Here is a 26,237-nt window from a genome sequence, read left to right as displayed (position 1 = left end):
CGCCGCGACAGGAGAGAAGCGCTATTTTAACGCGCTGGAATGACCAGTGACAGCCGCTCGTCAGGGCACGGAGAGAAGTGCCCACTCGCCGTTGAGCAGTCCTTCCAGCGGCTGGAAATTGGTCTTGTACGACATCTTGGGGCTCTCCCTGATCCAGTAGCCGAGATAGACGAACGGCATGTCGAGCTGGCGCGCCTGTTCGATCTGCCACAGCACGTTGTAGGTGCCGTAGGAGGCATTCGGCTGATCGGGATCGTAGAAGGTATAGACGGAGGACAGGCCGTCTTCCAGCACGTCGATGATGCTGACCATGCGCAGCGTCTGGTCGGGATCGCGAAACTCGACCAGGCGCGTGTTGACCTTGCTCTGCAGCAGGAATTGCGCGTACTGGTCGCGGCTGTCCTGGTCCATGCCGCCACCTGCATGACGTCGGGCCTGATAACGCAGATACAGGTCGTAATGTTCGGACAGGTAGCTGAGTTTGGTGACCGAGGTCCGCAATTCGGCATGCCGTGCGGCAGCCCGGCGCTGACTGCGATTGGGATGGAATTCATTGACCTTGACCCTGACCGGCGTGCAGGCATGGCAGCCGTCGCAGTATGGTCGATAGGTGAAGATGCCGCTGCGGCGGAAGCCATTCTTGACCAGTTCCGCATAGACGGCCGCATTAATCAGGTGCGAGGGCGTGGCAACTTGCGAACGCGCCTGGCGGTCTTCCAGATAGCTGCATGGATAGGGTGCCGTGGCATAGAACTGCAGCGTCGAGAACGGTAATTCCTTTGGATGCGTCATGGTTGCTCTGCGGGACAAATGTGACGACGAGGACGGCCAGCGAGGTGGCCGATGTTCAGACGGGCGGAACCGGTTGCCAGTCCGCAATCTGCGGTGCATCGATCGCCAACCGCAACCGCGAGATGAATTCCTGCCGCGGCATCGGAATGGCGCCCAGCGAGGCCAGATGTCCGGTCTGCTGCTGGCAGTCTATCATCGAAACACCCCGCGTCTTGAGAAACGCCACCAGATAGGCCAGTGCGATCTTGGACGCGTCGCTGACGCGCGAGAACATCGATTCGCCGTAGAACATGCGGCCGATGCAGACGCCGTAGGCGCCGCCGACGAGCCGGCCGTCATGCCAGACTTCGGCCGAGTGCGCGTGTCCGTCGCGATGCAGGCCGGTGTAGCCGGCAATGATCTCATCCGAAATCCAGGTGCCGGCTTCCCCCTTGCGCGGTGCGGCGCAGGCACGCATGACGTCCTCGAAGGCGCTGTCGAAGCGGATATTCCAGGCGCCGCCTTCGATCCGGCTGCGTTCGACCTTTTTCAGTGTCTTGCGCAGGCTGGCCGACATGTGGAAATGCTCGGGGAACAGCACCATGCGCGGATCGGTGCTCCACCACAGGATGGGCTGGCCGTCCGAAAACCACGGAAAGATGCCTTGCCGGTACGCCATCAGCAGGCGCGCCGGCGACAGGTCGGCGCCGGCTGCCAGCAGCCCGCCCGCGCCATCCGCTTCGGTCAGCGCGGTCGAGACATCGGGAAACGGATCGCCTGCTTCGAGCCAGGGGATCATGCGCAGGCTCCGTGCGATGCGGAATGGTGGGGCGACGCGGCTGCAGGTTTGTCGAATGCGATGCTGTCGATGACCATGGGACGGAAGAGCGTCGGATGAATGCCGGATACGAAATGGGCTCTTTGCTCAACCCGCATCGGCGGCAACGAGTGCCGGCCGGGGTTTGAGAATATCCATCGTATGAAAGCCGTAGCCACCATTGCCATTGCTGCGCGCGGCGTGATCCTCGAGAAAGAACCGCAGCGTGTGACTTACGGTCTGGAAGGCGATCTGTTCCCAGGGGATCTCGTCGGCGGCGAACATCTCCACTTCCAGCGTCTCGATGCCGGCCGCATAGTCGAGGTCGAGCAGCGTGGCACGGTAGAACATGTGGACTTGGTGCACGTGCGGCACGTTCAGCAGCGAGAACAGTTCATGCACCTCGATGTTGGCGCCGGCTTCTTCCACGGTCTCGCGCATCGCCGCTTCTGCGGTCGTCTCGTTGTTCTCCATGAACCCGGCCGGCAACGTCCACAGTCCGTGGCGCGGTTCGATGGCACGCTTGCACAGCATGATGCGCATGTCGCCGTCCTCGTCCCATACCGGGATCGTGCCCAGCACCATCTTCGGATTCTGATAGTGAATCGTGCCGCAATGATTGCAGACGTAGCGAGGGCGGTTGTCGCCGGTCGGGATCGCCAGCGAGACGGGGTGCGCGCATTCGGAACAGAAATTCATGAAGTGCAGAATCGGTAAGTCGTTGATCGGTCGGTTGAACGGGACGGCGCGGATCGCGAAAAGAGCGGGTCGCGATGCGCGTAGCATTTCATTGCATGCGAGTGGAGTGTATCACCGGGCAAAGAAATCGAGATTGGCATTGCACTGATCCACGAACTCGGATATACTTCATATCTTCAGACGCGGGGTGGAGCAGTCTGGCAGCTCGTCGGGCTCATAACCCGAAGGTCGTAGGTTCAAATCCTGCCCCCGCAACCAAGTCTCACAAGTCTTTGTCATCCCCGCCCGCAAATCTTCTTCCTCCAGCGGGCGCCGGAAAAGCAGTATCAACAGGTTCTTTAGCCAGACACCATCCCGAGATGGATGTCGTTGAATAAAGCTCTGCGTAGATTGCAACCATACAGTCTTAAACAAACAGTCAATGAATACTGCTGAGGCCAAGAAAGTCCTCGAGACGGCGCTGTTGTGCGCACACGAACCGCTATCCATCAATGACATCAAGAAGCTCTACGTCGAAACCGGCGAAGAGGAAGAAGTGATCGGTGCCGAGGCAATCCGGCAGATGCTCGATGAACTCAAGGAAGACTGGGCGGACAAGGGGATCGAAGTCGTCAGCCTGTCGACCGGCTGGCGGTTCCAGAGTCGTCCCGAGATGAAAATCTATTTGGAGCGTCTGAACCCGGAGAAGCCGCCCAAATACTCGCGCGCCACGCTGGAAACGCTGGCCATCATTGCCTATCGCCAGCCGGTCACCCGCGGCGACATCGAGGAGATTCGCGGCGTGACGGTCAATTCGCAGACGATCAAGATGCTGGAAGACCGTGGCTGGATCGAAAGCATCGGTCATCGCGACGTGCCGGGCCGTCCTTCGCTGTTTGCGACGACCAAGCAGTTTCTCGACGACCTTGGCCTGACCTCGCTCGACCAGTTGCCGCCGTTGCAGGATGTGGAGCGCGGCGACATGCAGGGCGATGCTCTTCTTGAAATCCAGGGCCTCGAAGCCCAATTGCAGGATCGCCTCGACATTGATGACGCGCAAGCCGACGCATCGGAGGCGACGAGCATAACGACAGAAACGCAGGTGGACGAGGAAATCGTCGCTGCGCTTTCCGATGAGCAGGACATGCCGTCGCAGGATGTGCAGTCTGCAGATGGTGCGCCGCAGGAAGAAGATGCCGTGGCGGAGATCGCCGCCCGGCAGTCAAACGATACGACCGCGGACATCTCCGCGCAGCCCAACACAGAAGTGAATGATGAATCACCCAAAGAATGATGATCCGGCCCTTGCGCCGATAGACGCCGTGTCTTCGGCAGATGGTACGCGTGCAGGCGATGCGTCATCGCCGTCTGACGACGGGGAGGGCGCGGGCAAGCCGGCAAAGCGCGGCTTGCGCGGTCCACGCAACATGCGTCGTGCACGTGCCTTGCGTGCCGGTCAGGCGCGCAGCGATGATGCGGCGCAGGGTGATGTGAGCGGTGAGTCGGCCCGTCCTGCAAAGGATAGCGAAGGCGCGGCGAAGCGTCCCGTGCGCGACGGTCGTCAGCAGCAGAAGCCGGGCGAAAAAGGCGCGGCCAGGCCACGTTCCGCCAAGGGAGCCAAGCCGAAGCCGCAAGGCCGGGGCAACGACGCGGACGATGTGTTTTCCTTTGTCACTTCCGATGCGTTCGATGCCTGGGCCGGTGCGGATGAGCAGGCCGATGGCAAGCGTCGTCAGCCGCAGAAAAGCGTGCGGCGCGATCTGACCGCCGAGGACGATGCGCCCAAATTGCACAAGGTGCTGGCGGAAGCCGGGCTGGGTTCGCGCCGCGACATGGAAGAACTCATCATCGCCGGTCGCGTATCCGTCAACGGCGAGCCGGCCCATATCGGCCAGCGCATTCTGCCGACCGATCAGGTTCGCATCAACGGCAAGCTCATCCAGCGCAAGGTCAGCAAGAAGCCGCCACGCGTGTTGATTTACCATAAACCGGCCGGCGAGATCGTCAGCACGAATGACCCGGAAGGTCGCCCCTCGGTTTTCGACCGGTTGCCGACCATGAAGGCAGCCAAATGGCTGGCCGTGGGCCGTCTGGATTTCAATACCGAGGGTCTGTTGCTGTTTACGACCTCCGGCGACCTGGCCAACCGTCTCATGCATCCGCGTTATGGCATCGACCGCGAGTACGCGGTGCGTACCCTGGGTGAGCTCGAGGAAGGCATGCGCCAGAAACTGCTGGCCGGAGTCGAACTCGACGACGGCCCGGCGCAATTTTCGAAAATTGCCGATGGCGGCGGTGAGGGTGTCAACAAATGGTATCGCGTGACCATCGGCGAAGGCCGTAACCGTGAGGTGCGCCGCATGTTCGAGGCGGTGGGACTGACCGTTTCTCGCCTGATTCGCACGCGCTATGGTTCCCTGACGCTGCCGCACGGGCTCAAGCGAGGTCGCTGGGAAGAAATGGACGAGCATGCGGTGCGCAGCCTGTTGGCGCTGAGCGGTCTCAAAACCGGCAATGGTGAAGCTCCTCAAGGCAAGGGCAAAGGTGGAAATGCGGGCCGGGGCAGCAATGGCAATCGCCAGCCGCGCTTCGAAGAAGGTAATTCCGGGCGCGGCCCGAGTCCCAGCCAATGGCAGCATATCGGCCAGGGCAGGTCGCCGGGTGCTGGCGGCAACAAGGCGGGTGCGGGACGCGGCGGGCAAGGACAGGCGCGCAGCCGGCAGCCGGATCCACTGCAGACCGCCTTGGGTTTTCCTGGCATGGGGCAGCCGCGCCGCGCCGGTGGTGGCGGTAATCGCGTCAATCCCGGACAGCCGCGTGGCAACGGGCCGCGTCGTCGCTCCAAGATTTGATGACTGCTGCGCCGCTCTGGGCAGCAAGGCAGTTCTGTGGTGTTTCGGTGCGCTCGCTTGGCGGGCGCGTCAACCTTGCGGCAGCTGCGGCTTTCCTTTATAATACCGCCAGTTAACTAGGATCATCGTGCCGGGATATTGCATCTTTGGCATTGAATTCGATGGTCGGAATGATAAAAAAGATGGGCACATGCCCATTTTTTTTTTTGTTAAGCAATTTATACAGGCCTTTCCCGTTGTTTTCGTCGGGAATCTCTCGGAGAACATGTCTTGCAGTTGTCTGCGCTGATTGAAAAAACCGTGGTGGGCATGGGCTATGAAGTGGTCCAGTTCGAACAGGCTGCACGCGGGCTGTTGCGCGTCTATATCGACTTTGTGCCGGAACAGGCGGAGCGCGGCGCGATCACGGTGGAAGATTGCGAAAAGGTCACGCATCAACTGCTGCACGTGCTGACGGTGGAAAACGTCAATTACGAGCGACTCGAGGTGTCGTCGCCGGGTCTCGATCGTCCCTTGAAGAAGCTGTCGGACTATGTGCGTTTTGCCGGTGCCGAGGCGATCGTCAAGCTGCGCATGCCGATGCCGAACGCAGCCAATCGCAAATCGTTCCAGGGGATTCTGCAGGAGCCGGACGGAGAGAATCTGGCATTGGTATTTGAAGGAAAAGAGGGGCCGGCGAAGCTGGATTTCACGCTCGCCGATGTGGACAAGGCACACCTGGTGCCGCAAGTGGATTTTAGGAGTCGCAAAGCATGAGTCGCGAAATTTTGTTACTGGTGGACGCGCTGGCGCGCGAGAAGAACGTCGACAAGGATATCGTTTTCGGGGCGCTCGAGCATGCACTCGCGCAGGCGACCAAGAAACGCTACGAGGGCGACGTCGATATCCGCGTGTCCATCGATCGCGAAAGCGGCGAGTTCGAGTCCTTCCGCCGCTGGCATGTCGTGCCCGACGAGGCCGGTCTGCAACTGCCCGATCAGGAAATCCTGCATTTCGAGGCAACCGAACAGATTCCGGACATTGAAGTCGACGACTACATCGAAGAACCGATCGAGTCCGTCGAATTCGGCCGCCGCTTTGCGCAGGACACCAAGCAGGTCGTGCTGCAGCGCATCCGCGACGCCGAGCGCGAACAGATTCTGGCCGACTTCCTGGAGCGCGGCGACTCGCTCGTGACCGGCACCATCAAGCGCATGGAGCGCGGCGATGCGATCGTCGAATCCGGCCGCATTGAGGCACGCCTGCCGCGCGACCAGACGATTCCGAAGGAAAACCTGCGCATCGGCGACCGCGTCCGCGCCTACATCCTGCGTGTCGACCGCAATGCGCGCGGCCCGCAGGTGATCCTGTCGCGCACCGCGCCCGAATTCATCATGAAACTGTTCGAGCTGGAAGTGCCGGAGATCGAGCAGGGCCTGCTGGAGATCAAATCCGCTGCCCGCGATCCCGGCGTGCGCGCCAAGATCGCCGTCTTCACCAGCGACAAGCGCATCGATCCGATCGGTACCTGTGTCGGCATGCGCGGTTCGCGCGTGCAGGCCGTGACCGGCGAACTCGGCGGCGAACGTGTCGATATCGTGCTGTGGTCGGAGGATCCGGCGCAGTTCGTGATCGGCGCGCTGGCGCCGGCCAACGTGTCGTCGATCGTGGTCGACGAAGAAAAGCATGCGATGGACGTGGTGGTCGACGAGGAAAACCTCGCGATCGCGATCGGCCGTGGCGGCCAGAACGTGCGCCTGGCGTCGGAACTGACCGGCTGGCAGATCAACATCATGACGGCCGAGGAATCGGCCGACAAGTCGCAGGCCGAGACAGCGGCGATCCGTTCGCTGTTCATGGAAAAGCTCGACGTCGATCAGGAAGTGGCCGACATCCTGGTGGAAGAAGGTTTCGCCACGCTGGAAGAGATCGCCTACGTGCCGATCAGCGAGATGCTGGAGATCGAGGCGTTCGACGAGGACACCGTCAACGAACTGCGCAGCCGCGCCCGCGATGCCCTGCTGACCGAAGCAATCGCTTCGGAAGAAGGCATGGAAGGCATGGAAGACGCGCTGGCCAACCTGGAAGGCATGGATCGCACGATCGCCGGCAAGCTCGGCCTGGCCGGCATCAAGACGCTGGCGGCCTTCGGCGGACTGGCGTACGACGAGTTCGGCGCGATCCTGGCGCTGTCTGCCGATCGCGCGCGGCAACTGATTGAAAATGAATTTGAAGATGTGACCGATGAAGAAATGAAGCTCATCGATGCCAAATACGATGAGCACGCCAAGGCGCTGCAGGCGCGCGTGTGGAGCCTCGCGGAAGCGAAGTAATCCCGGCGATTTCATCAACGAGTCACATAGAAAAGAGGACTGAATGGCGAGTAACAACGTAGCCCAATTTGCCACCGAGCTCAAAATGCCAGCGGATGTGCTGCTCACACAACTGCGGGATGCAGGCGTCCAGAAAAGCTCGGCGTCCGATGAATTATCCAAGGCCGACAAGGACAAGCTCCTTGAACATCTGCGCCGCGCGCATGGTGTCGCCCCCGAAGGCGAGAAGCGCAAGATCACGCTGACCCGCAAGGAAACCACCGAGATCAAACAGGCCGATTCGTCGGGCAAGTCCCGCACGATCCAGGTCGAAGTGCGCAAGAAGCGCACCTTCGTCAAGCGTGACGATCCGGTTGAAGAAGCGCCGGCCAAGTCCGCAGCGCCGGTCATCGACGAAGCGGAGCAGGAACGCCGTGCCGAAGAATCGCGCCGTCAGGCCGAACTGATTGCGCGCCAGGAAGCCGAATTGCGCGAGAAGCAGGAGCGTCTGGCTGCACTGGAAGCCGAGAAGGAAGCCCAGGCGGAAGCGCAGAAGCAGGCCGAGATCGAGGCTGCTCGTGCAGCCGAGAAGAGTGCAGCCGAGGAAAAGAACGAGTCCGAAGCAGACGAGCAGCAACGCGCCGTCGCCGACGAGGCCAAGAAGAAAGCCGCGCAGCTGGCGCAGGACGCCGCGCGCGAAGCCAATGAGCGTGCTGCTGCCGCCGAGGCCGCACGCCGTGCCGTGGCCGATGAAGTGGCACAGATCAAGGCCATGATGAATGCACCGCGCCGCGTGATGAAGGCCCCCGAGCCGACGCCGGCGCCCGCTGCCAAGGCAGCCGAAGGCACGCTGCATCGTCCGGCCGACAAGAAACCTGCCGAGAAGAAGGACGACAAGAAAGGCGCGGCCGACAAGAAGTCGATCAAGTCGGCCAATGTCTCCTCGACCTGGCAGGACGACGCCAAGAAACGCGGCGCAGGCATCAAGACACGCGGCAACACCGGCGGTGGTCGCGACGGCTGGCGCGCGGGTCCGAAAGGACGCCGCCAGTCGCATCACGAAGAGCGCGAAAGCAACTTCCAGGCGCCGACCGAAGCCATCGTCAAGGACATCCACGTGCCCGAGACCATCACCGTGGCCGAACTGGCGCACAAGATGGCGGTCAAGGCATCCGAGGTCATCAAGCAGTTGATGAAGCTGGGCCAGATGGTCACCATCAACCAGGTGCTGGATCAGGAAACCGCGATGATCCTGGTGGAGGAAATGGGCCACGTCGCGCATGCAGCCAAGCTCGACGATCCGGAAGCCTTCATCGAAGAGGGTTCGGACCACGCCGACGCGGAACAACTGCCGCGTGCACCGGTGGTCACCGTCATGGGTCACGTTGACCACGGCAAGACCTCGCTGCTCGACTACATCCGTCGCGCCAAGGTTGCGTCGGGCGAGGCCGGTGGCATCACGCAGCACATCGGCGCCTATCACGTCGAGACGCCGCGCGGCATGATCACCTTCCTCGATACGCCGGGCCACGAAGCGTTTACCGCGATGCGTGCACGCGGCGCCAAGGCGACCGATATCGTCATCCTGGTGGTGGCAGCCGACGACGGCGTCATGCCGCAGACCAAGGAAGCGATCGCTCACGCGAAAGCCGCCGGTGTGCCGCTGGTCGTGGCGATCAACAAGATCGACAAGCAGGGTGCCAACCCGGATCGCGTGTCGCAGGAACTGATCGCCGAACAGGTGGTGCCGGAAGAATACGGCGGCGATTCGCCGTTCGTGCCGGTATCGGCCAAGACCGGCCAGGGCATCGACAACCTGCTCGAGCAGGTGCTGCTGCAGGCCGAAGTGCTGGAACTGAAAGCGCCGGTTGATGCGCAGGCGCGCGGTCTGGTGGTCGAAGCCAAGCTCGACAAGGGCCGCGGTCCGGTCGCGACGATCCTGGTGCAGGCCGGTACCCTGAAGCGCGGCGACGTCGTGCTGGCAGGTTCGTCGTATGGCCGCGTGCGTGCCATGTTCGACGAGAACGGCAAGCCGATCAGCGAAGCGGGTCCATCGATTCCGGTCGAGATCCAGGGCCTGACCGAAGTGCCGAATGCCGGCGAAGAAGCGGTCGTCATGACCGACGAGCGCAAGGCGCGCGAGATCGGCCTGTTCCGTCAGGGCAAGTTCCGCGACGTCAAGCTGGCCAAGCAGCAGGCGGCCAAGCTGGAAAACATGTTCGAGAACATGGGCGAAGGCGAGGTCAAAAACCTGCCGATGATCATCAAGACCGACGTGCAGGGTTCGCAGGAAGCGCTGGTCGGTTCGCTGCAGAAGCTCTCGACCAGCGAAGTGCGCGTGCAGGTCGTGCATGCGGCGGTCGGCGGCATTTCCGAATCGGACGTCAACCTTGCGGTTGCTTCCAAGGCCGTCATCATCGGCTTCAACACGCGCGCCGATGCGTCGGCACGCAAGCTGGCCGAAGCCAACGGTGTCGATATCCGCTACTACAACATCATTTACGATGCGGTCGATGAGATCAAGGCGGCAATGTCGGGCATGCTGGCGCCGGAGAAGCGCGAGCAGGAACTGGGTCTGGTCGAGATTCGTCAGGTCATCATGGTCAGCAAGGTCGGCGCGATCGCCGGCTGCTACGTGCTCGAAGGCCTGGTGCGTCGCGGTGCTTCGGTTCGCCTGCTGCGCAACAACGTGGTGGTATGGACCGGCGAGCTCGATTCGCTGAAGCGCTTCAAGGATGACGTCAAGGAAGTCAAGTCCGGCTTCGAATGCGGTCTGACGCTGAAGAACTACAACGACATCAAGGAAGGCGATCAGCTGGAAGTCTTCGAAGTTCAGGAAGTCGCCCGTACCCTGTAACAAGGCCTTTGTGCCGGTGACCTGTTTTTCGGGCAGGTCAGCATTCATGTTCGCACTGGCCGGCAGTCCGCCCGCCGGTGCGAATTCACTTTTGCTCCATGCACGGAGCGGGAGCACATCATGGCAAGACACAGCAAATCCATCCCGGGCCGCGGCGTCCGGGTGGCCGACCAGATCCAGCGCGATCTGGCGGAAATCATCGCCTTCGAACTCAAGGACCCGCGCGTCGGCATGGTCACCATCACCGAGGTGCAGGTGACGCCCGACTACGCGCACGCCAAGGTGTTCTTCACCATGCTGAGCGACAAGCCGGACGACATCCGCAACACGACCGAAGGTTTGCGTGCCGCCGCCGGCTACATCCGGCGCGAGCTCGGCCGCCGCGTGACCATCCATACGCTGCCTGAACTGCACTTCGTGCATGACAACTCGACCGCGCGCGGCATGGAAATGTCCAAGCTGATCGACGAGGCGAACGCCACGCGCGCCGCCGACGCCGAGGACTGATCCTCACGCCGATCTTCATCATCCCGATGCGCACGCCGCATCGATTGCATCATCCTTCATGGCCAACCATACGCCCAAGAAAAAACGCGTGCCCGTGCACGGCGTCCTGCTGCTCGACAAGCCCGCAGGCCTTTCCAGCAACGATGCGCTCGGCAAGGCCAAGTGGCTGCTGAATGCGGCCAAGGCAGGGCATACCGGCACGCTCGATCCTTTCGCCACCGGCCTGTTGCCGCTGTGCTTCGGCGAGGCGACGAAGTTCGCGCAGGACCTGCTCGACGCCGACAAGACCTATGAAACCGTCGTGCATCTGGGCGTGACTACCAGTACAGGCGACACCGAGGGAGAGGTGACCGGCACGCATACGGTCGATGCGACGCGCGAACAGATCGAGGCAGTGCTGCAGCGGTTTCGCGGCGCGATCGAACAGGTGCCGCCCATGCATTCGGCACTCAAGCGCGACGGCAAGCCGCTGTACGAATATGCGCGCGCCGGCATCACGCTGGAACGCGAGGCGCGACAGGTCGTCATCCACCTGCTCGAAGTGCTGGATTACGAAGCGCCTTTCCTGCGGCTGCGCGTGTGTTGCAGCAAGGGCACCTACATCCGCGTGCTCGGCGAGGATATCGGTGCGGCACTCGGCTGCGGCGCGCATCTGAAGCTGCTGCGACGCACGGCCGTCGGCGATCTGCGCCTGGAGGACGCCTTGACGCTCGAGCAACTGGCGGCCACCGACGACCGCCAGCGACCCGCCTTGCTGGCACCGGTCGATGCACTGCTGCAATCGTTCCCGCAGGTACGGCTGACGGCCGAACTGGCGGCGCGTTTCCTGCACGGGCAGCGTCTGGCGCTGGGCAAGGAAGCGGTGGAGTTTCCCCCGCAGCAAGGTCGCGTGCGCGTCTATCGCGACGCGGATGGTGCGCTGCTCGGCACCGGCTTGCTGCAGGAATACGGCATTCTGGCGCCGGAGCGCCTGATCGCTGCGGCGCCGGTCTCGTCCTGAGGAAATCAAACAGATCGGGGTTTGCGCGCAGGAATAGCGCGGCGGCCGACATGTTGGTGGAAGCGCAAACGTGGTTTTCCGTGCACCAAAATGGACGGCAAGCCCTTGAATCATCAAGCTTTTCCGGATTTCGGCCAGGCATGGTGTGCTATAATCGCAGGCTTTTCAAAATCCGCCTCAGCGACCGCACACACCATGTCAAATTCAAAACGCGCCATTCGCAACATTGCCATCATCGCCCACGTCGATCATGGCAAAACCACGCTGGTTGACCAGTTATTGCGTCAATCCGGTACTTTCCGAGAAAACCAGCAGGTCGATACGCGCGTGATGGATTCGAACGACATCGAGAAGGAACGTGGCATCACGATTCTCTCGAAGAACTGCGCGGTCGAGTACAAGGGCACCCACATCAACATCGTCGATACGCCGGGCCACGCCGACTTCGGCGGCGAAGTCGAGCGCGTGCTGTCGATGGTCGACAGCGTGCTGCTGCTGGTTGATGCGCAGGAAGGTCCGATGCCGCAGACGCGTTTCGTCACGCGCAAGGCGCTCGGCCTGGGCCTGAAACCGATCGTGGTGCTGAACAAGATCGACCGTCCGGGTGCGCGTCCGGAATGGGCGATCAACGCCACCTTCGAACTGTTCGACAAGCTGGGCGCGACGGAAGAACAACTCGATTTCCCGGTCATCTATGCATCCGGCCTGAACGGTTATGCAAGTCTCGATGTGGAAGCGCGCGGCGGCACGATGGAACCGCTGTTCGACGCGATCCTGGAGCACGTTCCCGCGCGCGAGGACGATCCCGATGCACCGCTGCAGCTGCAGATCACCTCGCTCGAATACTCGTCCTACGTCGGCAAGATCGGCGTCGGCCGCATCCTGTCGGGCCGCATCAAGGGCGGTCAGGACGTGGTCTGGATGAACGGTCCGGAAGACAAGCCGACCAAGGCGCGCGTCAACCAGGTGCTGAAGTTCAAGGGCCTCGAGCGCGTGCTGGTTGACGAGGCGCTGGCCGGCGACATCGTGCTGATCAACGGCATCGAGGACCTCGACATCGGTTCGACCGTTTGCGCGGTCGATGCGCCGAACGGCCTGCCGATGCTGAAGGTCGATGAGCCGACGCTGTCGATGAACTTCATGGTCAACACCTCGCCGCTGGCCGGCCGCGAAGGCAAGTTCGTGACGACGCGCCAGATCCGCGACCGTCTCGAGCGCGAACTGAAATCCAACATGGCGCTGCGCGTCAAGCAGTCGGAAGACGACGATTCGACCTACGAAGTGTCGGGCCGCGGCGAGCTGCATCTGACGATCCTGATCGAGAACATGCGCCGCGAAGGTTTCGAGCTGGCCGTCTCGCGTCCGCAGGTGGTGTTCAAGATGGTGGATGGCGTACGTCACGAACCCTACGAAAACCTGACGGTCGATGTCGAGGAAAGCCATCAGGGCGGCATCATGGAAGAGCTGGGTCGCCGTCGCGGCGATCTGCAGAACATGGAACCGGACGGCAAGGGACGCGTGCGTCTCGAATACCACATCCCGGCACGCGGCCTGATCGGCTTCCAGGGCGAATTCATGACGCTGACGCGTGGCACCGGCCTGATGAGTCACGTGTTCGACGACTATGCACCGGTTGACGCTTCCAAGGGTGACCTGGGCAGCCGTCGCAACGGCGTGCTGATCTCGCAGGACGATGGTGCTGCCGTTGCCTACGCGATCTGGAAGCTGCAGGATCGCGGCCGCATGTTCGTCAACCACAACGATCCGGTCTATGAAGGCATGATCATCGGCATCCACTCGCGCGAGAACGATCTGGTCGTCAACCCGATCAAGGGCAAGCAGCTGACCAACGTGCGCGCTTCCGGTACCGACGAAGCGGTGCGCCTGGTACCGCCGATCGAGCTGTCGCTCGAATACGCGGTCGAGTTCATCGACGACGACGAACTGGTTGAAGTCACGCCGAAGAGCATCCGTCTGCGCAAGCGCTTCCTGAAGGAACACGAGCGCAAGAAGGCCAGCCGCGAATCCGCGTAAGGCGTTGGCGATGCATTCGTCGCCAGCCATGCAAAACGCCGCTCGATTCGAGCGGCGTTTTTGTTTGCAGGCCGCGACGAGCGGACTAGTCCAGTGCCTTGATCAGCTCGCTGATGCCGTTGAACAACTCGTCGATCTGCGCGCGTTCGATGACAAGCGGCGGCGACAGCGCGATGATGTCGCCGGTGACGCGCAGCAGCAGGCCTTTCTCGTGGAAGGCGCGTTGGAACACGTCGTAGGCACGCGCGCCGACCTTGCCCGGCCGGCTTTCGAGTTCGATGCCGCAGACGAGGCCGAGGTTGCGGATGTCCTTGACCAGCGGCAGGTCTTTCAGGCTGTGGGCGGCGGTTTCGAAGTAAGGCGCCAGGTCGTGCGCGCGTTCGAACAGCTTTTCCTCGCGATAGACCTGCAGCGTGGCGAGCGCGGCGGCTGCCGCCAGCGGATGGCCCGAGTAGGTGTAGCCGTGCGCGAACTCGATGCTGTCGGCAGGCGCGGCATCCATGAAGGCATCGTGGATGCCGGCGCGCAGTAGCACCGCGCCCATCGGCACGGCGCCGTTGGTCAGGCCCTTGGCGCAGACGATCATGTCGGGCTGCACACCGAAATGATCTGCGCCGAACGCGGCACCGAGACGGCCGAAGCCGGTGATGACTTCGTCGAAGATCAGCAGGATGCCGTGCCGGTCGCAGATGGCGCGCAGCTTCTCCAGGTAGCCCCTGGGCGGCAGGATGACGCCGGCCGAACCCTGCATGGGTTCGACGATGACGGCGGCGACGGTCGATGGATCGTGCAGCGCGAGCAGACGCTGTTCGAGCTCGTCTGCCAGTTCCGCGCCATGTTCGGGCTGGCCGCGCGAAAACGCGTTGCGTGCGATGTCGAGCGGATGGCGCAGATGGTCGGTGGCCGGCAGGCCGGTTCCGAACTGGCGGCGATTGCCGGCGATACCGCCGACCGAGATGCCGCCGAAGCCGACGCCGTGATAGCCGCGCTCGCGGCCGATCAGGCGGATGCGCCCGGCGTCGCCGCGCGCGCGGTGATAGCCGAGCGCGATCTTGAGCGCGGTATCGACGGCCGACGAGCCGTCGTCGCAGAAGAACACGCGATCGAGCCCGGCCGGCGCCATGTCTGCGAGCGCGGTGGCGGCTTCGAACGCGACGGGATGGCCCATCTGGAACAGCGGCGCGTAGCCCATCGCGGCGGCCTGCTGCTGTATGGCGGCGACGATGCGCGGATGGCCGTGACCGGCGTTGACGCACCACAGTCCCGCAGTGCCGTCGAGGATGCGGCGGTCGTCGTCGCTGGTGTAGTACATGCCCGCGGCTGAGACCAGCATGCGCGGTGCGGCCTTGAACTGCCGGTTGGCGGTGAACGGCATCCAGAGATGGCGGGTGTCGGGTGACTGGCTCATTGAGGCGATCCTTGTGCGATGCGAAGCGTTCATGGTAGTCGCTTTGGCGCGGGCGAGGAAGCCGTCCGCTGGCGGCGAAGAAGAGGGCGGGGCAGCGGCGACAGGCAAGGTGCCGCGTGTAGAATGACGGCTTGTAGCGAGGTGAAACAGGAATGACGATCACGACCACGAAAAATACGGCGAACGCGGCGCTGCCCGTCAACGGCAGGCGCATCAGCGTTGCGCCCATGATGGACTGGACCGACCGTCACTGCCGCATGTTCCACCGGCAGATCACGCGTCACACCTGGTTCTATACCGAGATGGTAACGACCGGCGCGCTGCTGCATGGCGACGTGCCGCGCCATCTCGATTTCAACGAGGCCGAGCATCCGGTCGCGCTGCAGCTCGGCGGCAGCGAACCGGCCGACCTCGCGCACAGCGCCAGGCTTGGCGAGCAGTGGGGCTACGACGAGATCAACCTCAACTGCGGCTGCCCATCCGAGCGTGTGCAGAAGGGCGCGTTCGGCGCCTGCCTGATGGGCGAGGCGCAACTGGTGGCCGATTGCGTCAAGGCCATGCGCGATGCGGTGCAGATCGATGTGACGGTAAAGCACCGCATCGGCATCGACGACGTGACTTCCTACGACTTCGTGCGCGACTTCGTCGGTACCGTAGCCGATGCCGGCTGCACGACCTTCATCGTACATGCGCGCAATGCCATCCTCAAGGGCTTGAGTCCGAAGGAGAACCGCGAGATTCCACCGCTGCGCTATGAAGTCGTCTATCGCCTCAAGCAGGATTTCCCGGACATGGAAATCATCCTCAACGGCGGCGTCAGGACGCTGGAAGAAATCGACGGCCATCTGCAGCACGTCGATGGCGTCATGCTCGGGCGCGAGGCCTATCACAATCCCTACCTGATGGCCGCCTTCGACGCGCGCTATTACGGCGACGATACGCCGGCCATGACGCGCGCCGAAGTGCTGCAGGCGATGATCCCCTACATGCAGGAGCAACTGCGCCTGCACAGCGGTGGCAAGGGCGGCGGCCTGCGGTTGAACAGCATGACGCGGCACATGCTCGGGCTGGTGACCGGCCTGCCGGGCGCGCGCGCGTTCCGCCAGACACTGTCGGATTCGAGCAGGTTGGCGGAAGGCAATCCTGCGCTGCTGCTGGACGCGCTGGCGCGCATGCAGCCGCAGGCTGCATAAACTCCTGCACAAGGCAGCGCAACGCTGCCGTTAAGCAATGTTTTCAAAGTTGGGCACCGCACATAGTGGTGCCGATCAATATTTTCCCGGAGAACCTTGTCAAGGTAATGTGGTCAAGAAGATAACCTGTCCGGTTTGGCGCATCGTGCGCCTGGCCAAGGGGAGATTCTTCACGAATCACAAGGGTGCACATGTTTCCATCGGAAAAGATGCGCCCGTACATTGAAAGGAAAAATAGATGAAGACATTGCCACATACCTCCAAGGTCGCCATCGGTGCCGCATTGCTGGCCGTTCTGTTTGCCGCGGGGTGCGAACGCCGCGCCCAGGAACCCGCCGCTCCGGCGAGCGAATCGTCCACCACCGGTGTGACGCCTGCGCCGCAGACGCCGTCCGAACCGGCCACCACGCCGGTGCCGGGTGCGACCGAAGCACCGGTTGCGCCTTCGGATAACGCTGCAACGCCTTCGGAAGAGCATCGTTCGGCTGGCGCAATGGTTGACGACACCGTCATCACCACCAAGGTCAAGACCGCACTGCTGGCAGATTCCGACATCAAGGGATTGCAAGTCAATGTCGATACCTCGGAAGGTGTCGTTTCGCTGAACGGCGAAGTGCAGAATCAGGCTCAGGTCGACCGTGCCGCCAAGCTGGCTGGTGAGGTTGAGGGCGTGAAATCCGTCCTGAACAACCTGACCATCAAGAAGTAACCGTCGGTTCGTATGACGGTCGAGTACCCGCTCTGGCGTGATCGGCACGTCGGGCGGGTGTTTGTCATGCGCTGACGGTTCTTGCGACGAGATGATCATGATGACGGGATGGAGCGATCTCGACTGGAATGGCATGTTCGGAATGACCGTGCCTTTCGCCGAAATCCTGATTCGAGGCACGGTCATGTACTGGCTGCTGTTCCTGATCTTCCGTTTTCTCATTCCACGCGATGTGGGCGGGATCGGCATCGCCGACATCCTGATCCTGGTGATCATTGCCGATGCTGCGCAGAATGCGATGTCCGGCGACTACAAGTCCGTTACCGATGGCGCGCTGCTGGTCGGCGTGCTGGTCGCATGGAACATGTTCTTTGACAGGCTCAGCTATTTCTGGCCGGCCTTCCGCAGATTTTCCACGCCGCCATCGCTTTGTCTGGTCAGCAAGGGCAAGCTGATGCGGCGCAACATGCGGCGCGAATTCATCACTGAAGACGAGCTTTGGGAGCATTTGCGGCGGGAGGGCGTTGATTCGCTCGACCAGGTCGAGTCCGTACGGATGGAGTCGGATGGCGGCTTCAGCGTATTGAAGCGGAAGGATGCAAGAACGTAGCGGCCCCATTGGCGAGGCCATGGATCATGAGCGCAAAAAAAAAGCGGGACTCGAAAGTCCCGCTTCTTGCTTGTGCCGATATTACTTGCGTTGCGCATCCGTGGCTGCATCCTGCACTTTTTCGCCACCGCGTTCCACGTCCTTGCCGAAGCCCTTGAAAGTGTTGCAGGCGCTCAGGCCGGCGGTCATTGCAACAACGCACAAGAGGGAAATGATTTTTTTCATGATTGATTTTCCTTTCAGTTGATGGAGCGTGCGAACGCCTCCTTGTTTTCCTCCCGAGGGAGGAACGTTCCTGTTGCCTTTTTAATTATTCAGGCAACCTGTCCATTAGGACACATGCCTGTCTGAAAGTTCACGCGAGGCAACGCGCTGTGTGCGCCACCGCACTTAACGGCGGGCCAGCAGAATGCCGATCAGCGCACCGATGCCTACTGCCAGGGCAAGCGACTGGCGCGGCCTTTCCTTGACATATTCGGTCGTGACTTCGACGCCGTGGTGAAGCTGCGTGCTGGCCTTGTCAGCCAGTGCGCGCGCGGAGTCCTTGGCATTGTGCAGCTTGCCTGCCAGCTTCTCGTAGGCGTCGCTGAGTTCGGCATCGGTCAGATCGACCGCATGGGTGACGAGAGAATCGAGATCGGTCTTCAGATTCTGCAGATCGGCACGCAAGGTCGCCGTGCTGGGAGTGTATTTCGCTGCTATCGATTTGGAAGACATGGGGCCCCCTGTGCATATTGGAAAGATTGTTCGCCCGTAGGGCGATGTCGGACATTGCCGCCATCTTGCGCCGGCGATGTCAGGGTCTGACAACGATCCGGCGCGAAAATTCATCGCGGGAAATGTGCGAAAAGACGTTTGGCACCGCATGCCGCGGCGCTGTGGCGCCTATATGGAATTCCTCATATCAATACGCGTTTTTCTTCGTTCGCAGCGGCTTTTGCCGCCTATAGACTGGATGCCTTTCTTTCCTTCGGATTGCATCCATGTCTGCAATATCGCCTTCATTCACGCGTTCCTCGACGCGCTCGAGCCCTGCAAACGGCCATGCGCCAGTCATCGGGATTCGCGCCTTCGACGCCCCGCTCGGCGCCGAGATCACGGGTCTCGACCTGTCGCGCGAGGTGGCCGATGACGAGTTTGCACGCATCCATCGTGCCCATCTCGATCACCATCTGCTGGTGTTCCGCGACCAGCGCATCACGCCGGAACAGCAGATCGCCTTCAGCCGGCGTTTCGGTCCCTTGCAGATCCATGTGCTGAACCAGTTCCAGCTGCCGGGCCATCCGGAAATCCTGATCATCTCCAACATCCGCGAAGACGGGAAGCCGATCGGTCTCGGCGATGCCGGCCATTTCTGGCATTCCGATCTGTCTTACGTTGACAAGCCCAGCCTCGGTTCCATGCTGCACGCACAGGAACTGCCGGAAGAAGGCGGCGATACGCTTTTCGCCAACATGCACCTGGCGTGGGAGACGCTTGCTCCGGAGCTGCAGAAGACGGTCGCGCACCTGAAGGCCGAGCACAGCTATCTCGCGCAGTATGCCGAGCTGCAGCGCCGCAATCCGTGGCGTCCCAATCTGAGCGCCGAGCAGATCGCGCATGTCAAACCGGTATTGCAGCCGGTGGTGCGCACCCATCCGGAAACCGGCCGCAAGGCGCTGTTCGTCAGCGAGCATTTCACCACGCGTATCGACGGCCTGCCCGAGGACGAAAGTCGCGACCTGCTGGCGCAGCTGTTCGCGCACAGCGTGCGGCCGGAACACGTCTATCGCCATCGCTGGCAGCCGCACGACATGATCTTCTGGGACAACCGCTCGCTGATGCACCTGGCGGCCGGCTGCCCCGATCACCTGCGCCGCAAGCTCTATCGCACCACGATCGAGGGCGACCTGCCGTTCTGAGACGCCAACCTCATTTCATTTTTCCAGCAATACATCAGGAGACTCCTTACATCATGCGTATCCATAAACTGTTCGCTGCCGGTCTTGCCGTCGGTTCGCTTCTTTTCACCGGCCTGGCTCAGGCGGAAGGCCGCATCAGCATCGCCCAGCAGTTCGGCATCGGCTATCTCATCCTCGACGTGGTGCGCGATCAGGAACTGATCGAGAAGCACGGCAGGCAGCAGGGCCTGGACATCAAGGTTGACTGGGCCAGTATTTCGGGCGCTACCGCGATGAACGAGGCGCTGCTGGCCGGCGCGCTCGACGTGGTGTCGGCCGGCGTGCCGCCGATGCTGACCATGTGGGACCGCACGCGCGGCAGGCAGAATGTGAAGGCGGTGGCGGCGCTCGGTTCGCTGCCCAACTACCTGCTGTCGAACAATCCGGCCGTCAAGACGCTGAAGGATTTCAGCGACAAGGACCGCATCGCGGTACCGGCGGCCGGCGTCGGCTTCCAGTCGCGCACGCTGCAGATCGAAACCGCGCGCGTGTTCGGCAAGGACGACTTCAAGCGCTTCGACAAGATCTCGGTCAGCCTGCCGCATCCGGATGCGACGACTGCGCTGATCGCGGGCGGCTCGGAGATCAACGCGCATTTTTCGAGCGCGCCGTTCTACTACCAGGCACTGGCCGGCAACAAGGACGTGCACAAGGTGATCAGCTCCTACGACATCCTCGGCGGCCCGGCGACCTTCAACGTCCTCTACACCACGCAGAAATTCCACGACGAGAACCCGAAGACCTACAAGGCCTTCTATGCGGCACTGGTGGAAGCCGCGCAGTTCATCAAGGCCAACAAGGACAAGGCGGCCGAGACCTTCATCCGCGTGCAGAAATCCAAGCTGTCGCCCGAACTCGTGCGCAAGATCGTCGAGGACCCGGAAAACGATTTCACCGTCTCGCCACATCGCACCTTCGTCTATGCGGACGAACTGCACAAGCTGGGCGTGCTGAAGAACAAGGCGGCATCGTGGAAGGATTACTTCTTCGAGGAAGCCTATGCGCAGCCGGGCAGCTGAGATGGCGGCATCGATCTTTGCATCGTCGCGTCTGATGGCGGCATCCGGCGCGGTGTTGCGCAACGGGCTGGCACAGGACCGCAGTGGCCCGCGGGAGCGGCATGACGCGTTGCCCGCTGTTTCTTCGGTGCCGCTGCTTCAGGTCGACAATGTCAGCCTCGAATACCGTACCCATCAGCGCGTGGTGCGTGCCACGCATCGCGTCAGCTTCGATGTCCACGAGGCGGACCGTTTCGTTCTGCTGGGACCGTCGGGATGCGGCAAATCGACACTGCTGAAGGCGGTCGGTGGCTTCATCGAGCCGGCGGAAGGACAGATCAGGCTGGACGGCCGTGTCGTCACGGCACCGGGACCGGATCGCATCGTCGTGTTCCAGGAATTCGACCAGCTGCCACCGTGGAAGACGGTGCGCGAGAACGTCATGTTTCCCTTGCTGGCCTCGCGCACGCTGGGCCGCAGGGAGGCGAGCGAACGCGCGCTGCATTATCTGGACAAGGTCGGCCTGGCGAAATTTGCCGACGTTCATCCGCATCAGCTTTCCGGCGGCATGAAGCAGCGCGTCGCGATCGCCAGGGCACTGGCGATGCAGCCGCGCGTGCTGCTGATGGACGAACCGTTTGCTGCGCTCGATGCGCTGACGCGCCGCAAGATGCAGGAGGAACTGCTGCAGCTGTGGGACGAGGTGCGCTTCACGCTGCTGTTCGTCACGCATTCGATCGAGGAAGCGCTGCTGGTCGGCAACCGGATCGCCATGCTGTCGCCGCATCCGGGGCGCATGCGTGCCGAGATCAACAGCAGCGCAGATGCCGCCAGCATCGGCAGCGCGGCCTTCCAGGCCGACGTGCAGCGCATCCATCGCATGCTGTTCGAGGAAGAAGCGCAGCAGGCGGAGGCGGCATGAACGCGCCATTGCAACCGCCGCTGCGGCCCGAATACGAACAGCGCCTCGAACCGTTCACGGCAATGCCGATAGAACGGCGACTGCCGCTGTTGGCGCGCCTGTGGACGCAGGACTGGGTGCGCAAGGGCGCGATTCTGCTGCTGCTCGCCGTGCTGTGGGAAGCCGCGGCGCGCTGGCAGGACAACGATCTGTTGTTTCCCACCTTTACCGCGACCGCGCGTGCGCTGGTGGAAGGGCTGGCGAGCGGCGAGCTGATCGAGAAGGTGGTGATCTCGCTGCGAATACTGCTGCAGGGTTATGCCGGTGGCGTGCTGTGCGCCTTCCTGTTGACGGCGGCGGCAGTCTCGACGCGGCTGGGCCGCGATCTGCTCGACGTGCTGACCGCAATGTTCAATCCGCTGCCGGCGATCGCCTTGCTGCCGCTTGCACTGCTGTGGTTCGGCATCGGCAGCGGCAGCCTGGTGTTCGTGCTCGTGCATTCGGTGCTGTGGCCGCTCGCGCTGAATACCTATGCAGGATTCCAGGGTGTGCCGGAGACGCTGCGCATGTCGGGCCGCAACTACGGCCTGCGCGGCTTGCGCTACGTGTTGCAGATCCTGGTGCCGGCGGCGCTGCCGGCGATCCTGTCCGGCCTCAAGATCGGTTGGGCATTTGCATGGCGTACGCTGATCGCAGCCGAGCTGGTGTTCGGCGCCTCCTCCGGCAAGGGCGGGCTGGGCTGGTACGTGTTCCAGAACCGCAACGAGCTCTATACCGACAAGGTCTTTGCCGGGCTGGCGATGGTGATCCTGATCGGCCTGCAGGTCGAGAACGTCGTGTTCCGCACGCTGGAACGCGTGACGATCCGGCGCTGGGGCATGCAGCGCTGAAGGCGCGATGTACCGGCACGTCGGTTATATGGATATCGGAAAAGATTCGTTTGGTTTTGCGCCTGGCTTCGTAAGATGAGCCTATCGCGCACGGTAGGTGATGGCGCGTGTTGAATCGGAGAATCCTGCATGCCTATTTCCAGCTTTACCTCATCGCATGGCGCGGAAAGAAAATTCTTTCAGCGTCGGGTATTGCTGCATGCGGGAGGCGTGAGTGAAGAAGGGCGGACCATCGACATCTCGCAGCACGACCTGAATCTGATGCTCGATGTGCCGCTTCCTGCCGGCGCATCGGCCAGACTGATCTTCAATACGACGATCAACTGCAGAACCACGCAGCTGGAGTTCGAGGGACGCGTGGTCTGGTGCATCCGGCAGGGACCGGCCGGTTACCGGGTGCGCTTCGAGGTGGCGGATGATGCCGCGCATGGTCAGCGTCTGGCCGGCGTGATGGCGCATCTGACCTGATTACGGTGCGAAGTACGGTGGTAGCCAGTGCTATCGCCATTCAAGGCCAGGGCGCCGGATTCACGTTGACGTATTGCGGGCCGTTCTCCGATGGTTCGGGCACTGCCGCGTTGCGCTCGCCGATGTCGCTGCGGCCTTCGGCGATCTGCCCGATCTGCTGGCGCGCGGCATCGAAATCGGCGCGCGACAGCGGACGCTGCGCTTGCGGTTGGTTGTCGATCGCCCACGTCACCATTTCCTCGAAACGTTGCTTGAGATCGGCGCCGAAGCGCGCGGATGCTCCGCGTGCGGATTCTTCAGTGGATGGCATGATGGTCTCCGATGGCTGCAGGTTCTTGTCAGACCATGGCGACGGACAATGATTCGCAGGCGAATGCCAACGAAGGAGTGGTAGAGGCAAGAAATGCGTGCCGGAAAAGACAAAGGGTTCAGACTTATGATCTGAACCCTTGCTTATTCGTGGTAGGCCGTGCTGGGCTCGAACCAGCGACCAACGGATTAAAAGTCCGCTGCTCTACCAACTGAGCTAACGACCCGAAAGAACGCTATTATAGAGAAGACTTTTGCATGGTGTCAATCATGCTCGTGCTTTTTTCTATTAAATTTTCCTGATTGTTTTATCGGCAGGGCGGCATGCGTTGTGCCATGCCGATTTCACGTCGCTGCCGGAATAAAAAATCGCCTCGTGATGAGGCGATTTTTGTGTGGCGGGCAAACGGCTTTCGCTATTTGAAATTGGCCAGGCGCTCGCGCGCAGTTTGCGCGGAAGGCGTGTTCGGGTATTTCGCCACCAGCGATTCCAGCGTCTTCTTGGCTGCCGCACGATCCTTCAGTTCGTTGTACGAACTGGCGATGTTCAGCAGCGCGTCGGCCGCTTTCGGATTGTCCGGATACTTCTTGATCAGTGCCTGTTGGGCGGCGATCGCATTGCGGTAGTCGCGTTGGGCATACAGGGCGTTGCCGATCCAGTACTGGGCCGAAGGCGCGTAGGCCGATTCCGGATAACGCTGGACGAAGGCATTGAACGATGCCGCCGCGCCCTTGTAGTCGCCATTGCGGAATTGCGCGAGCGCCTCGTCGTAGCTGCGCTGTTCGGACTGCTGCACCATTGCATCCTGACCGTCAACCTGGACCTGCTGCGGTTCGAGCTTGCGCAGGCGGTTGTCGAGATCGACATACAGATCCTTCTGCCGCTGCTGCGCATTGGACAGTTCGTTCTGCAGGACCTCGATCTGGCCGTTCAGGCGATTGACCTGCTGGCGCAGTTCCTCGTTCTGGTTCTGCAGGTTGAGCAGGGCGGACGATTCGGCCTTGGATTGCTGCAGGTTATCGACCTTGGTGCGCAGGTCGAGAATGGCGCGGCGCGCTTCATTGTCGCCGCCGAACAACTGGGCGTGTGCCGGCAGCGACCCCAAAGAAAATGCGGCCATGAAGGCCGCAGCAAGCGTTTTCTTAATCATGCGGACTGATTAATAAACGATGTCGGCACGGCGGTTTTCTGCCCATGCGGCTTCATCGCTGCCTTGTGCCTTCGGCTTTTCCTTGCCCAGCGAGACGGCTTCGAGCTGCGAATCCGACACGCCCAGCAGGGTCAGCGAACGGCGAACGGCTTCGGCGCGTTTCTGGCCGAGTGCCAGGTTGTATTCGGCGCCGCCGCGTTCATCGGTGTTGCCCTGGATGATGACCTTGCGGTTCGGGTTGGCCTTCAGGTAGCGCGCGTGATTCTCGACAACTTGCTGATAATCGGGTTTGACGACATAGCTGTCGTAATCAAAATACACGCTGCGTTTTGCCAGCACGCCTTGTGGATCGTTGAGCGGATCGCGGGAGGCATCGACGGTACCGACCGAGCGTGGGTCGGCGGCGCCGGCGCTGCTGCGGTCTTCCACGGGAGCCTTGTCGTCGAGCTTGGTCGAGGAGCAGGCTGCCAGAAGCATGGCGCTGGACAGGATCAGAACGGTTGAGAGTGTGCGCATATTTTTATTCCCCTTAAGTTTATTAAAGCGTTGATGTCAAGAAACGGCAGCCATTATTTCATGAACGGTCCCCACGTAGGCTCGCGAATATCGCCTGCCTGCGTGCTCAAGCTCTGCTTGACGCGACCATCGACAGAAACCACTGCCAAGGTACCGCGCCGGCCGGATTCCGTGGCATACATCAGATACTTGCCATTGGGCGAAAAGCTGGGCGACTCGTCTTTGACGGTGTCTGACAGCCGTTGTTCCTGACCATTTGTCAAATCCTGGATGTAAAGCTGGAATTTTCCCTCGCGGCGCGAGATGAAAGCCAGGGATTTGCCGTCGGACGAGACCCTCGGGCTGATGTTGTAGCTGCCGCCGAAGGTAACGCGGCGGGCTTCACCGCCGTTGACACTCATGCGGTAAATTTGCGGGCCGCCGCTGCGGTCGCTGGTGAAATAGATCGACTGGCCGTCGGCCGAGAACTGCGGCTCGGTGTCGATGCCGCCCGAATTGCTGAGGCGGCGCAGGCCGGTGCCGTCGGTATTGACGATGTAGATCTGGGTCAGGCCGTCGCGCGAGAGCGCCACCGCCAGGCGTCGGCCGTCAGGCGACCAGGCCGGGGCCGAGTTGCTGCCCTTGTAGTTGGCGGCCACGCTGCGCTGGCGGGTGACCAGGTCCTGCACGTAGATGACGGGCTTGCGGTTCTCGAAGGAAACATAGGCGACCTTGGTGCCGTCCGGCGACCAGGATGGCGAAATGATCGGTTCGTTGGAGCGCAGCGCGATCTGGTTGCCCTGGCCGTCCGAATCGGCGATCTCGAGTCGGTATTCCTTGCCGGCCTTGGTCACGTAGGCGATGCGGGTGGCGAAGGCGCCCGGGATGCCGGTCAGCTTCTCGAAGATGTCGTCGGCCACCTTGTGGGCCGAGACGCGGATGAAGTTCGGGTTGGCGGCCAGCGCCAGCGACGACAGCTGCGCTGCCTTCACCGTGTCGAACAGGCGGTATTTGACGTCGAAGCGGCCGTCGGCCAGCTTCTCCACGCTGCCGACCACCAGCGCATCGGCGCCGCGCGACTTCCATTCGGCCAGATCGACCTGCGAATTCTCGGTCAGTACGCTGCCGGTATCGATGATCTTGAAGTAGCCGCTGCGCGTCAGGTCGGCCTTGATGATCTCGCTGACGCGGTGCGGGGCGATGGATTCGTTGCCGAAGGCGGCGATCGCGACCGGGATCTGGTTGGCGCCGACGCCGGCGATCTCGACCCGCAGTTGCGCATGCGCAACGCCGGCAACGAACAGTGCAATGATGGCGAACGTACGCAGGAACGCGTGATAGATGTTGGTTTTGATCAT

Annotated in this window: 26 protein-coding genes and 2 tRNA genes; 17 read left to right on the top strand and 11 right to left on the bottom strand. The window is 61.9% G+C overall.

Features of this window, described 5'->3' with window-relative positions; translation table 11 throughout:
* Positions 1-60: 60 nt before the first annotated feature.
* The 3 genes from IEV38_RS00395 to IEV38_RS00385 all read right to left on the bottom strand — a co-directional run bounded on the left by IEV38_RS00395 (position 61) and on the right by IEV38_RS00385 (position 2,287).
* Positions 61-792, bottom strand: a complete 732-nt coding sequence (locus tag IEV38_RS00395; protein WP_188394200.1) for an arginyltransferase — start codon at positions 790-792, stop codon at positions 61-63.
* A 55-nt stretch (positions 793-847) separates the two neighbouring features.
* Positions 848-1,570 (bottom strand): leucyl/phenylalanyl-tRNA--protein transferase, encoded by a 723-nt coding sequence (gene aat, locus IEV38_RS00390; RefSeq protein ID WP_188394199.1) that lies wholly within the window; start codon positions 1,568-1,570, stop codon positions 848-850.
* 126 nt (positions 1,571-1,696) lie between these two features.
* Entirely contained in the window at positions 1,697-2,287 is a 591-nt protein-coding gene (locus IEV38_RS00385; RefSeq protein ID WP_188394198.1) for an NUDIX hydrolase, read from the bottom strand.
* Between the two features lie 181 nt (positions 2,288-2,468).
* On the opposite strand from IEV38_RS00385, the gene IEV38_RS00380 reads away from it, so the two are divergent.
* The 9 genes from IEV38_RS00380 to typA all read left to right on the top strand — a co-directional run bounded on the left by IEV38_RS00380 (position 2,469) and on the right by typA (position 13,807).
* Positions 2,469-2,545, top strand: a tRNA-Met gene (locus tag IEV38_RS00380).
* Positions 2,546-2,708: 163 nt separating this feature from the next.
* Entirely contained in the window at positions 2,709-3,560 is an 852-nt protein-coding gene (scpB, locus tag IEV38_RS00375) for an SMC-Scp complex subunit ScpB (RefSeq protein ID WP_188394197.1), read from the top strand.
* The gene (rluB, locus tag IEV38_RS00370) at positions 3,541-5,118 is read left to right on the top strand and encodes a 23S rRNA pseudouridine(2605) synthase RluB (RefSeq protein WP_188394762.1); all 1,578 of its coding nucleotides are present in this window, start codon (positions 3,541-3,543) and stop codon (positions 5,116-5,118) included. Before scpB ends, rluB begins: the two co-directional genes overlap by 20 nt.
* 270 nt (positions 5,119-5,388) lie before the next feature.
* Positions 5,389-5,874 carry a ribosome maturation factor RimP gene (gene rimP, locus IEV38_RS00365; protein ID WP_188394196.1) on the top strand — a complete coding sequence of 162 codons (486 nt, stop codon included), beginning with the start codon at positions 5,389-5,391 and terminating at the stop codon, positions 5,872-5,874.
* Complete coding sequence (gene nusA, locus IEV38_RS00360) at positions 5,871-7,430, top strand: transcription termination factor NusA (protein ID WP_188394195.1); 1,560 nt, start codon at positions 5,871-5,873, stop codon at positions 7,428-7,430. The genes rimP and nusA overlap by 4 nt, the downstream gene beginning before the upstream one ends.
* Positions 7,431-7,473: 43 nt before the next feature.
* The gene (gene infB / locus IEV38_RS00355; protein ID WP_188394194.1) at positions 7,474-10,266 is read left to right on the top strand and encodes a translation initiation factor IF-2; all 2,793 of its coding nucleotides are present in this window, start codon (positions 7,474-7,476) and stop codon (positions 10,264-10,266) included.
* 120 nt (positions 10,267-10,386) lie between these two features.
* Complete coding sequence (rbfA, locus tag IEV38_RS00350) at positions 10,387-10,773, top strand: 30S ribosome-binding factor RbfA (RefSeq protein ID WP_188394193.1); 387 nt, start codon at positions 10,387-10,389, stop codon at positions 10,771-10,773.
* A 58-nt stretch (positions 10,774-10,831) separates the two neighbouring features.
* A complete protein-coding gene (gene truB / locus IEV38_RS00345; protein WP_188394192.1) occupies positions 10,832-11,773 on the top strand; it encodes a tRNA pseudouridine(55) synthase TruB in 942 nt (313 codons plus the stop codon).
* Positions 11,774-11,968: 195 nt separating this feature from the next.
* A complete protein-coding gene (typA, locus tag IEV38_RS00340; RefSeq protein WP_188394191.1) occupies positions 11,969-13,807 on the top strand; it encodes a translational GTPase TypA in 1,839 nt (612 codons plus the stop codon).
* An 85-nt stretch (positions 13,808-13,892) separates the two neighbouring features.
* Here the strand turns inward: typA and aptA are convergent, their stop codons facing one another.
* On the bottom strand, positions 13,893-15,215 hold the full coding sequence (gene aptA, locus IEV38_RS00335; protein WP_188394190.1) for an omega-aminotransferase AptA: 1,323 nt from the start codon (positions 15,213-15,215) through the stop codon (positions 13,893-13,895).
* 152 nt (positions 15,216-15,367) lie between these two features.
* Between aptA and dusA the strand changes: the two genes are divergently transcribed.
* From dusA to IEV38_RS00320, 3 genes are all read left to right on the top strand, one after another.
* Entirely contained in the window at positions 15,368-16,408 is a 1,041-nt protein-coding gene (dusA, locus tag IEV38_RS00330) for a tRNA dihydrouridine(20/20a) synthase DusA (protein ID WP_188394189.1), read from the top strand.
* Positions 16,409-16,646: 238 nt separating this feature from the next.
* Positions 16,647-17,117 (top strand): BON domain-containing protein, encoded by a 471-nt coding sequence (locus tag IEV38_RS00325; RefSeq protein WP_188394188.1) that lies wholly within the window; start codon positions 16,647-16,649, stop codon positions 17,115-17,117.
* A 37-nt stretch (positions 17,118-17,154) separates the two neighbouring features.
* Positions 17,155-17,727: a DUF421 domain-containing protein gene (locus IEV38_RS00320; protein ID WP_229728478.1), complete on the top strand. Its 573-nt coding sequence runs from the start codon at positions 17,155-17,157 to the stop codon at positions 17,725-17,727.
* An 81-nt stretch (positions 17,728-17,808) separates the two neighbouring features.
* On the opposite strand, the gene IEV38_RS00315 is transcribed toward IEV38_RS00320, so the two are convergent.
* The gene (locus IEV38_RS00315) at positions 17,809-17,952 is read right to left on the bottom strand and encodes an entericidin A/B family lipoprotein (protein ID WP_188394187.1); all 144 of its coding nucleotides are present in this window, start codon (positions 17,950-17,952) and stop codon (positions 17,809-17,811) included.
* Between the two features lie 165 nt (positions 17,953-18,117).
* Entirely contained in the window at positions 18,118-18,444 is a 327-nt protein-coding gene (locus tag IEV38_RS00310; RefSeq protein WP_188394186.1) for an ElaB/YgaM/YqjD family protein, read from the bottom strand.
* Positions 18,445-18,710: 266 nt separating this feature from the next.
* On the opposite strand from IEV38_RS00310, the gene IEV38_RS00305 reads away from it, so the two are divergent.
* The 5 genes from IEV38_RS00305 (at position 18,711) to IEV38_RS00285 (ending at position 22,924) form a co-directional block, all read left to right on the top strand.
* Positions 18,711-19,628 (top strand): TauD/TfdA dioxygenase family protein, encoded by a 918-nt coding sequence (locus IEV38_RS00305; RefSeq protein ID WP_188394185.1) that lies wholly within the window; start codon positions 18,711-18,713, stop codon positions 19,626-19,628.
* Positions 19,629-19,681: 53 nt separating this feature from the next.
* Complete coding sequence (locus IEV38_RS00300) at positions 19,682-20,686, top strand: ABC transporter substrate-binding protein (protein WP_188394184.1); 1,005 nt, start codon at positions 19,682-19,684, stop codon at positions 20,684-20,686.
* Between the two features lie 34 nt (positions 20,687-20,720).
* Positions 20,721-21,587, top strand: coding sequence for an ABC transporter ATP-binding protein (locus IEV38_RS00295; RefSeq protein ID WP_188394760.1), 867 nt, complete (start codon positions 20,721-20,723; stop codon positions 21,585-21,587).
* On the top strand, positions 21,584-22,456 hold the full coding sequence (locus IEV38_RS00290) for an ABC transporter permease (protein ID WP_188394183.1): 873 nt from the start codon (positions 21,584-21,586) through the stop codon (positions 22,454-22,456). The genes IEV38_RS00295 and IEV38_RS00290 overlap by 4 nt, the downstream gene beginning before the upstream one ends.
* A 129-nt stretch (positions 22,457-22,585) precedes the next feature.
* On the top strand, positions 22,586-22,924 hold the full coding sequence (locus tag IEV38_RS00285; protein ID WP_188394182.1) for a PilZ domain-containing protein: 339 nt from the start codon (positions 22,586-22,588) through the stop codon (positions 22,922-22,924).
* A 40-nt stretch (positions 22,925-22,964) separates the two neighbouring features.
* On the opposite strand, the gene IEV38_RS00280 is transcribed toward IEV38_RS00285, so the two are convergent.
* From IEV38_RS00280 to tolB, 5 genes are all read right to left on the bottom strand, one after another.
* Positions 22,965-23,234 (bottom strand): hypothetical protein, encoded by a 270-nt coding sequence (locus tag IEV38_RS00280; RefSeq protein ID WP_188394181.1) that lies wholly within the window; start codon positions 23,232-23,234, stop codon positions 22,965-22,967.
* A 150-nt stretch (positions 23,235-23,384) separates the two neighbouring features.
* Positions 23,385-23,460: transfer RNA gene (locus IEV38_RS00275), tRNA-Lys, on the bottom strand.
* A 189-nt stretch (positions 23,461-23,649) separates the two neighbouring features.
* Entirely contained in the window at positions 23,650-24,354 is a 705-nt protein-coding gene (gene ybgF / locus IEV38_RS00270) for a tol-pal system protein YbgF (protein WP_229728476.1), read from the bottom strand.
* A 39-nt stretch (positions 24,355-24,393) separates the two neighbouring features.
* On the bottom strand, positions 24,394-24,900 hold the full coding sequence (gene pal / locus IEV38_RS00265; protein ID WP_188394179.1) for a peptidoglycan-associated lipoprotein Pal: 507 nt from the start codon (positions 24,898-24,900) through the stop codon (positions 24,394-24,396).
* Between the two features lie 53 nt (positions 24,901-24,953).
* A complete protein-coding gene (tolB, locus tag IEV38_RS00260; RefSeq protein ID WP_188394178.1) occupies positions 24,954-26,237 on the bottom strand; it encodes a Tol-Pal system beta propeller repeat protein TolB in 1,284 nt (427 codons plus the stop codon).

It is taken from the genome of Oxalicibacterium flavum, assembly GCF_014635065.1.
Taxonomy (GTDB): Bacteria; Pseudomonadota; Gammaproteobacteria; order Burkholderiales; family Burkholderiaceae_D; genus Oxalicibacterium; species Oxalicibacterium flavum.
This window is presented reverse-complemented; position numbering and strand designations above follow the sequence as displayed.

Bases quoted from the DNA above. Each gene is read 5' to 3' on its own strand.
- IEV38_RS00395 (WP_188394200.1), bottom strand. From the start codon at position 792: ATGACGCATCCAAAGGAATTACCGTTCTCGACGCTGCAGTTCTATGCC.
- aat (WP_188394199.1), bottom strand. From the start codon at position 1,570: ATGATCCCCTGGCTCGAAGCAGGCGATCCGTTTCCCGATGTCTCGACC.
- IEV38_RS00385 (WP_188394198.1), bottom strand. From the start codon at position 2,287: ATGAATTTCTGTTCCGAATGCGCGCACCCCGTCTCGCTGGCGATCCCG.
- scpB (WP_188394197.1), top strand. From the start codon at position 2,709: ATGAATACTGCTGAGGCCAAGAAAGTCCTCGAGACGGCGCTGTTGTGC.
- rluB (WP_188394762.1), top strand. From the start codon at position 3,541: ATGAATCACCCAAAGAATGATGATCCGGCCCTTGCGCCGATAGACGCC.
- nusA (WP_188394195.1), top strand. From the start codon at position 5,871: ATGAGTCGCGAAATTTTGTTACTGGTGGACGCGCTGGCGCGCGAGAAG.
- infB (WP_188394194.1), top strand. From the start codon at position 7,474: ATGGCGAGTAACAACGTAGCCCAATTTGCCACCGAGCTCAAAATGCCA.
- rbfA (WP_188394193.1), top strand. From the start codon at position 10,387: ATGGCAAGACACAGCAAATCCATCCCGGGCCGCGGCGTCCGGGTGGCC.
- truB (WP_188394192.1), top strand. From the start codon at position 10,832: ATGGCCAACCATACGCCCAAGAAAAAACGCGTGCCCGTGCACGGCGTC.
- typA (WP_188394191.1), top strand. From the start codon at position 11,969: ATGTCAAATTCAAAACGCGCCATTCGCAACATTGCCATCATCGCCCAC.
- aptA (WP_188394190.1), bottom strand. From the start codon at position 15,215: ATGAGCCAGTCACCCGACACCCGCCATCTCTGGATGCCGTTCACCGCC.
- dusA (WP_188394189.1), top strand. From the start codon at position 15,368: ATGACGATCACGACCACGAAAAATACGGCGAACGCGGCGCTGCCCGTC.
- IEV38_RS00325 (WP_188394188.1), top strand. From the start codon at position 16,647: ATGAAGACATTGCCACATACCTCCAAGGTCGCCATCGGTGCCGCATTG.
- IEV38_RS00315 (WP_188394187.1), bottom strand. From the start codon at position 17,952: ATGAAAAAAATCATTTCCCTCTTGTGCGTTGTTGCAATGACCGCCGGC.
- IEV38_RS00310 (WP_188394186.1), bottom strand. From the start codon at position 18,444: ATGTCTTCCAAATCGATAGCAGCGAAATACACTCCCAGCACGGCGACC.
- IEV38_RS00305 (WP_188394185.1), top strand. From the start codon at position 18,711: ATGTCTGCAATATCGCCTTCATTCACGCGTTCCTCGACGCGCTCGAGC.
- IEV38_RS00300 (WP_188394184.1), top strand. From the start codon at position 19,682: ATGCGTATCCATAAACTGTTCGCTGCCGGTCTTGCCGTCGGTTCGCTT.
- IEV38_RS00295 (WP_188394760.1), top strand. From the start codon at position 20,721: ATGGCGGCATCCGGCGCGGTGTTGCGCAACGGGCTGGCACAGGACCGC.
- IEV38_RS00290 (WP_188394183.1), top strand. From the start codon at position 21,584: ATGAACGCGCCATTGCAACCGCCGCTGCGGCCCGAATACGAACAGCGC.
- IEV38_RS00285 (WP_188394182.1), top strand. From the start codon at position 22,586: ATGCCTATTTCCAGCTTTACCTCATCGCATGGCGCGGAAAGAAAATTC.
- IEV38_RS00280 (WP_188394181.1), bottom strand. From the start codon at position 23,234: ATGCCATCCACTGAAGAATCCGCACGCGGAGCATCCGCGCGCTTCGGC.
- ybgF (WP_229728476.1), bottom strand. From the start codon at position 24,354: ATGGCCGCATTTTCTTTGGGGTCGCTGCCGGCACACGCCCAGTTGTTC.
- pal (WP_188394179.1), bottom strand. From the start codon at position 24,900: ATGCGCACACTCTCAACCGTTCTGATCCTGTCCAGCGCCATGCTTCTG.
- tolB (WP_188394178.1), bottom strand. From the start codon at position 26,237: ATGATCAAAACCAACATCTATCACGCGTTCCTGCGTACGTTCGCCATC.